Here is a 10076-nt window from a genome sequence, read left to right as displayed (position 1 = left end):
CCACCGCCATCCACAGAGGGGCACCAGTCATGACCGACCTGGCCATCGCGGCGAACGGACTGCGCAAGTCCTTCGGCGACAAGACCGTCCTCGACGGCATCGACATCGCCGTACCGCAAGGAACGATCTTCTCCCTGCTCGGCCCGAACGGCGCCGGCAAGACCACCGCCGTGAAGATCCTCTCCACCCTCATCAGCCCCGACGCCGGATCCGGTGAGATCCGCGTCGGCGGCCACAGCCTCGCCACCGACGCGCAGGCCGTGCGGGCCGCAATCGGCGTGACCGGGCAGTTCTCGGCCGTCGACGGCCTGATCACCGGCGAGGAGAACATGCTCCTCATGGCCGACCTGCACCACCTGCCCAAGGACGAGGGCCGTCGCACGGCCGCCGAACTCCTCGAACGCTTCGACCTCACCGACGCAGCGAAGAAGCCCGCCTCCACCTACTCCGGCGGCATGAAGCGCCGACTCGACCTTGCCATGACCCTGGTCGGCAACCCGCGGATCATCTTCCTCGACGAGCCCACCACCGGCCTCGACCCCCGCTCCCGGCACACCATGTGGCAGATCATCCGCGACCTGGTCTCCGACGGTACGACGGTCTTCCTCACGACCCAGTACCTGGAGGAGGCCGATGAACTCGCCGACCGCATCGCGGTCCTCCACAACAGCAAGATCGTCGCGGAGGGGACCGCCGAGGAACTCAAGCGCCTGATCCCCGGAGGACACATCCGGCTCCGCTTCACCCACCCGGCCGCCTACCAGTCCGCCGCGGCCACACTCCGCGAGGCGGCCCGCGACGACGAAGCCCTCGCGCTGCAACTGCCCAGCGACGGCAGCCAGCGCGAACTGCGCTCCATCCTCGACTGGCTCGATTCCGCCGGCATCGAGGCCGACGAACTCACCGTGCACACCCCGGACCTCGACGACGTCTTCTTCGCCCTCACCGACGACGCCAAGGTCCCCAACCAGAACAAGGAGAACGCCCGATGAGCTCCGTCTCCCTCGCCGTCCGGGACTCGAACACCATGCTGCGCCGCAACCTGCTGCACGCGCGGCGCTACCCCTCGCTCACCCTGAACCTGCTCCTCACCCCGATCATGCTGTTGCTGCTGTTCGTCTACATTTTCGGCGACGTGATGAGCAAGGGCATCGCGGGCGGCCACGCCGACCGCTCCGTGTACATCGCCTACATCGTCCCCGGCATCCTGATGATGACCATCGGGAGCACCGTGATCGGGGCCGCGGTGTCCGTCGCCACCGACATGTCCGAGGGCGTCATCGCCCGCTTCCGCACCATGGCCATCCACCGCGGCTCGGTACTCATCGGCCACGTCGTCGGCAGCGTGCTCCAGGTGCTCGCCAGTCTGATCCTCGTCGGCGCCGTCGCCGTGGCCATCGGCTTCCGCTCGACCGACGCCACGGTCCTCGAGTGGCTCGCGGCCTTCGGACTGCTGGCACTGTTCTCCTTGGCGCTCACCTGGATCGCGGTCGGCATGGGCATGGCCAGCCCCAACGCCGAGGCCGCCAGCAACATGGCGATGCCGTTGATCCTCCTGCCCCTCATCTCCAGCGCCTTCATCCCCGCCGACACGATGCCCGGCTGGTTCCAGCCGATCGCCAAGTACCAGCCCTTCACGCCCGCCAACGAGACCCTGCGCGGCCTGCTCCTCGGCACGGACATCGGCAACAACTGGTGGATCGCCATCGCCTGGTGCCTGGGCCTCACCATCCTCGGCTACTGGTGGTCGACGGCACAGTTCAACCGCGACCCGAAGTAGGCCGGCACGAGCGGCGTCCCCCGCGCCGCTCGCCCACCCGGGGGCGGCGTACACCGACACCGCGTCGGCGTGCGCCGCCCCTCTATTTGTCCTGTCAGCGGGACAGTCCTGTTCTCTTCTCATTGTTTACTTCACCGGGGAGAACTATTTCCCGCGAACATCCACGGGGATTTCGATCGGATATGCCAGGGGCGGGTCCACGATTGACACCCTCCTGCCCCCCCGGGCAGAGTATTGAACTGCTGACGAACCGCGGAGGTGAATCCCGCGCAGGCCGTGGCGGCTCCCCGAACTCATTCCGCACGGCAAGCACCTGGCAAACCCGAGAAGGAGCCGGCGCATGAAAAAATCTGGCGATGGCGTTCTGGAGAAGGCTGCAGCGGAATATGCCGAACAGGGCTTTTCCATCATCCGCAACGTCGTGCCATCGGAACTCCTGGACGAGGCACGTGCTCACGTCGAATGGCTCACCCGTAAATATCCGGATCTGCGTCCGGAACATTTCCATCACCCGCTGATCCGCAATGACGCCTTCTGGGCACGTCTGGTCTCGGACTCCCGCCTGGTGGACATCGCGGAGTTCTTCCTCGGCCCGGACGTGGCGTGCTTCACCGCCCACTACATCTGCAAGCCGCCGTACGACGGGCAGCCGGTGCTGTGGCACCAGGACGGCGCGTACTGGACGCTGAGTCCGATGGAGGCGCTGACGGTGTGGCTGGCCGTCGACGAGAGCACCGTGGAGAACGGGTGCCTGCGGATGATCCCCGGCAGTCACGAACTGCCGCTGCACAAACCGTCGGTCCGTACGGATGAACCCAACATGCTCTTCTCCGCCGCCGACGAGAACCTGGTGCGGGAGTGGGCCGAGAAGCGCGGAATCGTGGAGATCGAGCTCCAGCCGGGGGACGTCTCGATCCACCATCCGCATCTGCTGCACTGCTCGGAGGCGAACACCTCCGCCAAGCGGCGGTGTGGTCTCGACATCGGCTACATCTCGACCGCCACGCGCATCCACAGCGAGGGCATCTACCTCGACCCACTGCTCGTCCGTGGCAGTGACTCGGCCGGCCTCAACAGCTATCGCCCGTTCCCCGTCTACCAGGAGGGCGAGACAATCCCCTTCACCGCGCAGGACGAGTGGAGCGCCAAGGTCGCGAGGCTCAACGAGGCACTGCCGGCCCGCTCGCGGGACCTCCCCGCCGGGAGCCCGATCGAGACGACCCGCCACATGATCGACCGCCTGCGCGCGGGCACCGTGAAACGCTGACCGCGTCCCCCATACGGGAGCCCCCGAACGCATCGCGTTCGGGGGCTCCCGTATGCGCCCTCGGCCACGTCCTCACAGGCGCACCGGAAACCTGTTGAACAGCCGGGCGCCACCGGGGATGACCTCGCGGTACCGCAGTTCGCCGCTGTTCACGGCGAGTTCGAGAGTCTCACGCTGCAAGAACAGGTGGTCGATGGCCACTTCGCCCTCGAGTTCGGCCAGCGCCGCGCCGATGCAGCGGTGCGGGCCCGCACCGAAGGCGAGATGGCCCTCCCCGCGCTTCAACTCGCGTTCCACATTGCATCGTTCGGGCTCGGCGAAGACGCGCGAGTCGTAGTTGACGGACTGCAGGGAGCCCGTCACGGCATCGCCCTTGCAGATCGGAACACCGGCCAGCTCCATGTCCTCGGCGGCGTACCGCGGCCCGGCGCTCGGAATGGGGTTGGCGATCCGCATCAGTTCGTTGATGGCGTGCGGCAGAGCCTCCGGCCTGGCCCGCAGCAGGGCCAGTTGATCCGGGTTCTGGAGAAGGGTGAGCACCGCGTTCGGGATGAAATGGGCCGTGGAGTGGTAACCGCCGTTCACCAGGACACCCACCATCGAGATGATCTCGTCCTCGGTGAGCCGGTCGCCGTTCTTGTCGGTCGTATGCACCAAGGTGGAGATCATGTCATCCATGGGCTCGGCCCGGCGTCGCTCGATGAGCTGCTTGGTGTAGTCGAACAGGCCCAGGGCGCTGGTGGTGAAGTCGGCGTCGATGTTGGCGTATTCGTCCATCCACTGCCGTATCTGCGGCTGGTCGGGCTCGTCGATGCCGACGAGGTCACAGATGACGGCGCCGGTCAACGGTGTGGCGTACTCCCTCAGGAGATCGCCGGACCCCTTCTCGGCGAAGGCGTCGAGGAGCCGGGTGGAGACCTCCTCGATGCGCGGCCGCAGGGCCTTGATGCGCCGGACGCTGAACGCGGGCGCCACGAGCCGGCGCAGCCGGGCATGTTCCTGGCCGTCCTGGAGCATCAGGTTGGACGTGAAGTAACGCAGTAGTTCCTTCGGTACGTCGAGGGACATGAGCGCCTGGTCCGCGATGCTGGGCCCTTGGTGGCCCGGCACATTGCCGATGTTCGTCACAAGCCGCGGGTCGCTCCACGCCTCCTTGAACTCCTCGCTGCGCGTGATCAGCCAGACGGGCGGTCCGCCGGGAAAGCCGATACGGACGAGCGGGGCCGTCTCCCGAAGGCGCGCGAAGGCGCCGATGGGATCCTCTTCGAATTCAGGGTTGAGCAGGCTCACGATCGGCTCAGCCATGATCGACTTCTCCTTCGTTTCTTGGTACGGATTCCGCCTCGATCAGGTCCAGCACCTCCCGGGCGTGACCGACCAGATACATGTGGTCGCCCGGGAACTCCACACAGGTGAATTCACCCGTGGTCGCTCCCCGCCATTCCCGAGCCTGTTCCGCCGAGACCAGTCCGTCGGAGCTTCCCCGAATCGAGCAGACCGGCACCGACAGCGGTTCGTCGATGCTCGGAACGTAGTTCTCGTGCATTTCACAGTCGGCCCGGAGAACGGGAAGAATCAGTTCGCGCATCTCCGGGTGGTCGAGGGCCTCGTGCCGGAATCCCGCGAACTCCTCGACCCTGGCGAGGAACTCGTCGTCCTCGAGCCCGGTCGCCCGCCGCTCCCGCTGGGTCCACGGCCCCGGCGAACCACTGACGACCAGCCGCTCGACGCGCACGTCGCGTGTGATCAGCAGATGCGCCAGCTCGTACGCGAGCACCGCGCCCAGGCTGTGCCCGAACAGCACGGTCCGCGTTCCTTCGCCGAGGGCCGCGGCGATGCCGTCGACCTCGTTCTTGGCCGCTTCGACGACATTCCGGTACGGCGTCTCAAGGATCCGCCGCTCCCTTCCCGGCAGTTCGACCGAGACCAGGCGCCAGCGGCCGGCGGCCTGTTCACGCCACGGGTGGAAGAACGACGGGCCTGCTCCGGCGAACGGGACGCACAGCAGCGCGGCCTGGTCCCGTCCGCCCCGCTCCCCCTTCACCACCCCAGCTTTTCGACGACGGCCTTCATGATCTGACCCGCGGGCTTGGGCATGTGCAGGTCGTGATGCGACGCGTCCACGTCGTACTCCTCGATGGAGCCGAGAACGAACGGCCGCCAGTCGGGCGCGTACGTCGGTATCCCGTCCGGCCTGTCCAGCGTGGCGTTGAAATAGAGCACGTCGCCGCGGAACACCGGCGACTGGAACTCGGCCATCCTGTTCAGGTTGTTGGCGCCGACCTTGGACATGTTCTCCAGGAAGTCGTCCATGTTGCCCGTGTTCATGAACTTGCCGAAGACCTCCTCGATGTCCGCCCGGTAGAGCTCCTGCGTCCGGCCGGCCACCGCCTGGAACCCGTTCTCCGGCGCGTCGCTGGCCGGCTGGGTGTCCAGGATGGCCAGCAGGGCGACCTCCTGCCCGCGCCGGTCCAGGGCCTCGGCGACGGCGTGCGCGACCGGGCCTCCGAAGGACCAGCCGATCAGGTGGTAGGGCCCTTCCGGCTGGGTCTTGAGAATCTGCGCGAGGTAGTCGTCGACCATCTCCTCCACCGACCCCGCGAGCGGCTCCGTGCCCTGGAAGCCGCGCGACTGGAGGCTGTAGGCGGGCCGGTCCTGCACGTAGGGCGCGAAGGTGAAGTACGCCCAGCCCAGCCCGCCGCCGCCGTGGAAGAACCACACAGGCGGCTTGCCGGTACCGGGGTCCCTGTTCAACGGCAGCACGACCGCGAACGAGTCGACGTGTTCGTCCGGGATGCCGCCGACGAGCACCAGCGCTGCCAGCTCGGACACCGTGGGATAGCGGACGATCGTCCTGACCGGCATGTCGACACCGAACTGCTTGCGGATGCGGGCGCTGAGCCGGGTGGCCAGGAGCGAATGCCCGCCGAGCATGAAGAAGTCGTCGTCGATGCCGACGCTCTCCACTCCGAGCAGTTCACTGAAGACGGCGCACAGCTTCTCCTCGTGGGCGTTGCGCGGCTCTCCGTCGCTCGTGGTGGTCGTGGCCTCCGAGGGCAGCGCTCGCCGGTCGAGCTTGCCCGACATCGTCAGGGGAAGCTCCGGCAGCGGCACCACAGCGGCAGGGACCATGTAGTCCGGCAGCCGCTCCCGCAGGTACTGGGGCAGTTCGACCACCAGCGGACCGATCGACTTGGCCAGCGCGGGTGCGTTCACCCGGTTCCGCCGGACCACACCGCTGGGCACGAACCCGCCGGTGACCGCCTGCTGTTCGGGCAGCAGCACGGCGTCGAAGGTGTGGGCGGTCTCGCCCGACCAGGTCAGGACCGCCTCCCGGCCCTGCTGCCGGGCCCATGCGGCGAGTTCCTCCGGGTCGACGGGCGCGACGGCGGCAGCGACCGCGTTCAGCACGCCGGCCGACGTGGCCGCGGCGAACTCCTCGGCCAGCCGCGCGTTGGGTATGCCGGTCACCCGCAGCGGGGCGTCGCCGGCCCGGTCCAGGCGCTCGCCGAGGCGGGCCAGGTCGGACACCTCCCGGTTCCAGGGCACCGTGGGCACATCCGTCAGGTCCAGCAGGCCGGCCGGATCCTTGTACAGGACCACCTCGTAGCGGTGCCGGGTCAGTTCGTTGTGCTCCTGCCCCGGCTTCAGGCGGATGTCCACGCCGCCCGCGTGCTCCCCCGCCCACGCGGCGAACCACTCCGGGGCGACCGCCAGTTCCCGCTCCGCCAGCACCGCCTGCTCCACCATGGCCCGCATCTCCTCCGCCGAGGCGTGCGGCCGCGCGGCGCGCTGCACCGCGGTCAGCATCAGCCGGAGCGTGGCCGCGTTGCGGACGTCTCCGACGATGACGCGGCCGCCGGGCGCGAGCAGTTGCATGGCCTGGCGCAGCACCCGGTCCAGGTACGCGGCGCTCGGGAAGTACTGCACGACCGCGTTGAGGACCACGGTGTCGAAGCCGCCCTCGGGCAGTCCGGAGACGTCGTCGGCAGCCTGGGCGGTCAACCGGACCCGGTCACCGAGGCCGGCCCGCTCGGCCTGGGCCCGGACCCGGTCCAGCACCGTGGCGGAGATGTCCGTGCCCCAGTACTCCTCGACCTCACCGGCGATCTTCGACAGCAGCAGACCGGCACCCACGCCGATCTCGAGGACTCGCCGCGGCGCGAACCGCAGCACCTGGGCCACCGCCGAGTCCCGCCACGCCCGCATCTGTTCGAGCGGAATCCGCGCGCCGTCGTACGCGGACTTCCACAGCTGGAAGTCCTCGCCCCAGGCCTCGTCGCGAGACTTGTCATAGGTCTCGTCGTGGACCTGGCGCCACTCCTCCACCTGGTCGGCGGGATCGCCCGCCGCGGCATCCGGGTCGGGCACCACGTAGGCCACCAGGCGCTTGTCGCCCTGCTGGTTCTCGCGCACCACGACCGCGGCCTGGGCCACGGCGGGATGCCCGGCCAGCACGTGCTCGATCTCGCCCAGCTCGATGCGGAGCCCGCGGATCTTGACCTGGAAGTCGGTGCGGCCGATGTACTCGACCTGCCCGTCCTTGTTCCACCGCACCACGTCGCCGGTGCGGTACATCCGCTTGCCCGGCTCGCCGAAGGGGCAGGCGACGAACCGCTCCGAGGTCAGCCCGGTCTGACCGAGGTAGCCCCGCGCGAGGCCGGCACCGGCGAGATACAGCTCACCGGTGACCCCGGCCGGAACCGGGCGCAGTGCCTCGTCCAGCACATAGACCTGGGTGTTCCAAATCGGGGCGCCGATCGGCAGCTTGTCCGAACCCCGCACGTACTGGCACTCCGTCACCTCGACGGTCGCCTCGGTGGGGCCGTACAGGTTGTTCGCGGAGCAGCCGGGCAGCAGATCGGTGAACCGGTTGGCCAGCGAGGGCAGGAACGGCTCGGCCGCGACCTCGATCCAGCGCAGGGTGGTGCACTTCTGCGCGGCGGGCTCGGCGACGAACGCCTCCAGCAGCGAGGGCACGAAGTCGGCGCCGGTCACCCGCTCCCGCTCGATCAACTCGGCCAGGTAGGCGGGGTCCTTGCGTCCGTCCGGGCGGGCGACGACGACACAGGCTCCGATCTGGAGCGGGGCGAACAGCTCAGGCACCGAGGCGTCGAAGCTCGCCGTGGTGCTCAGCAGCATGCGGTCCTCGGGCGTGACGTCGAAGTGCGCGAGACCCCACTTGATCCGGTTCATGATCGAGCGGTGCTGCACCGGAACGCCCTTGGGGCCGCCGGTGGAGCCGGAGGTGTACATCACGTACGCGGCGTTGTCCGGCAGGAGACGCCGCTGCGGATTCGTCTCCGGGTGGCCGGACACGTCGGGCAGGTCCTCGTCGAGCACCAGCAGCGGTTTCGCGCTGTCCAGGAACTGCCGCACCCGGTCCTCCGGGAGCTCGGTGTCGATCGGCAGATACGCCGCACCCGCCTTGGACACCGCGTAGATCGCCACCATCATGTCGACGGAGCGCGGGATGCGCACCGCGATGATCCGCTCGGGGCCCGCGCCCTGCTCGACCAGCCAGTGCGCCAGCCGATTGGCCCGCCGGTTGAACTCCGCGTATGTCAGCCTCTCCCGCTCACCGACCACCGCGACCGCGTCCGGGGTCCGCTCCACCTGCTCCTCGAACGCCTGCGGCAGTGTGCCCTCGGCCACCGGATGCGCGGTGTCGTTGACACGCCGTACCAGCCAGTCGCGCTCGTCAGGCGCCAGCACCTCTATCCCGCTCACCGGCGACAGCGGATCGGCGACGAGCTGCTCCAGGAGGCGCACGAACCGGGCGGCGATCGCCTCGACGGTGTCCCGGTCGAACAGCTGGGTCGCGTACATGACGTCGCCGCGCAGTGCCCCGGAGTCGTCCTGGGCCATGCTGAAGAAGAGGTCGAACATGGCGGCCGACACGAGGTGCTGCTCGAACTCCACCTCGAGTCCGGGGAGTTCGAAGTCCTGCTTGGCGAAGTTCTGCCAGGCGAAGGTCACCTGGAACAGCGGCTGGTACGCGGCGGAGCGGTCGGGGTTGAGCAGCTCGACCAGCATCTCGAACGGCACGTCCTGGTGCTCGTAGGCCGCCAGGGCCTTGTTGCGCACCTGGGCCAGCAGGTCGGAGAAGCTCGGGTCGCCGGACAGGTCCACTCGCAGCACCTGCGTGTTGACGAAGACGCCGACCAGATCGGCGAGCGCCTCGTCGGTGCGTCCGGCGATCGGGTTACCGATCGTCACGTCGTCCTCGGCGCCGAGCTTGCGCAGCAGCACCGCCAGCGCGGTCTGCAGGACCATCGACATGGTCATCCCGCGCTCGTCGGCCAGCTTCTGCAGCCCGGCAGCCACCTGCGCGTCCGCCGAGACGGGGACCGTGTCGCCGTCCAGGCTCCGCTCGGCGGGCCGCGGGCGGTCCAACGGCAGGGTGAGCGGCTGCGGCACGCCCTCCAGCTCCGTGCGCCAGTAGTCGGTCTGCTTCGCCGCCAGGCTGTCCGGGTCCGCCGGGTCGCCGAGCAGTTCGCGCTGCCACAGCGCGTAGTCCTTGTACTGCACGGGCAGCGGCTTCCACGCCGGCGCCCGGCCGTCCAGGCGCGCGGTGTACGCGGTGGTCAGGTCCCGCGCCAGCACGCCACCCGAGACACCGTCCGAGGCGATGTGGTGGATGAGGAGGACCAGCAGGTGTTCCTCGGGAGCGCAGCGGAACAAGGTTGCCCGCAGCGGGATTTCGGCCGCCAGGTCGAAGTGGTGCGCGATGACATCGTCGACCGCACCGGAGAGGTCCTCGGGCGCCACGTCGACCACCGGTATCCGCACCGACGCCTGGGCCGGGGAGAGGATCTTCTGGTACGGCTCGTCGTCCTCGTCCGTCACGTACGTGGTGCGCAGGATCTCGTGCCGTTCGACCACGTCCCGGATGGCCGCGACGAGAGCCTCCTGGTCCAGCGGTCCCGTCAGCCGGAACGTCGGGGAGATGTTGTAGGTCTCCGCCCCGCCCTCCAGTTGGTACGTAACCCACATACGGCGTTGTGCGTACGACAGCGGAATCACTGG

6 protein-coding genes are annotated in these 10076 nt (G+C 68.7%); 3 read left to right on the top strand and 3 right to left on the bottom strand.

What is annotated here, in order from left to right; all coding sequences use genetic code 11:
- Window positions 1-29: 29 nt before the first annotated feature.
- From M8J74_RS27640 to M8J74_RS27630, 3 genes are all read left to right on the top strand, one after another.
- The gene (locus M8J74_RS27640) at window positions 30-992 is read left to right on the top strand and encodes an ATP-binding cassette domain-containing protein (RefSeq protein WP_249839035.1); all 963 of its coding nucleotides are present in this window, start codon (window positions 30-32) and stop codon (window positions 990-992) included.
- Window positions 989-1780: an ABC transporter permease gene (locus tag M8J74_RS27635; protein ID WP_249839034.1), complete on the top strand. Its 792-nt coding sequence runs from the start codon at window positions 989-991 to the stop codon at window positions 1778-1780. The genes M8J74_RS27640 and M8J74_RS27635 overlap by 4 nt, the downstream gene beginning before the upstream one ends.
- Before the next feature lie 421 nt (window positions 1781-2201).
- A complete protein-coding gene (locus M8J74_RS27630; RefSeq protein ID WP_249839033.1) occupies window positions 2202-3047 on the top strand; it encodes a phytanoyl-CoA dioxygenase family protein in 846 nt (281 codons plus the stop codon).
- Between the two features lie 72 nt (window positions 3048-3119).
- Here M8J74_RS27630 and M8J74_RS27625 read toward each other — a convergent pair whose 3' ends face one another.
- From M8J74_RS27625 to M8J74_RS27615, 3 genes are read right to left on the bottom strand one after another with little or no spacing between them, the layout of a single operon-like run.
- On the bottom strand, window positions 3120-4352 hold the full coding sequence (locus M8J74_RS27625) for a cytochrome P450 family protein (protein WP_249839032.1): 1233 nt from the start codon (window positions 4350-4352) through the stop codon (window positions 3120-3122).
- Complete coding sequence (locus tag M8J74_RS27620; RefSeq protein ID WP_249839031.1) at window positions 4345-5091, bottom strand: thioesterase II family protein; 747 nt, start codon at window positions 5089-5091, stop codon at window positions 4345-4347. Before M8J74_RS27620 ends, M8J74_RS27625 begins: the two co-directional genes overlap by 8 nt.
- Window positions 5088-10073 carry a non-ribosomal peptide synthetase gene (locus M8J74_RS27615; RefSeq protein ID WP_308406110.1) on the bottom strand — a complete coding sequence of 1662 codons (4986 nt, stop codon included), beginning with the start codon at window positions 10071-10073 and terminating at the stop codon, window positions 5088-5090. The genes M8J74_RS27620 and M8J74_RS27615 overlap by 4 nt, the downstream gene beginning before the upstream one ends.
- Window positions 10074-10076 lie beyond the last annotated feature (3 nt).

The sequence above is a fragment of the Streptomyces panaciradicis genome, from assembly GCF_023516615.1.
GTDB classification, from domain to species: Bacteria; Actinomycetota; Actinomycetes; order Streptomycetales; family Streptomycetaceae; genus Streptomyces; species Streptomyces panaciradicis.
Note: the sequence above shows the minus strand (reverse complement) of the source record. Positions and strands in the feature narration are given on the sequence as shown.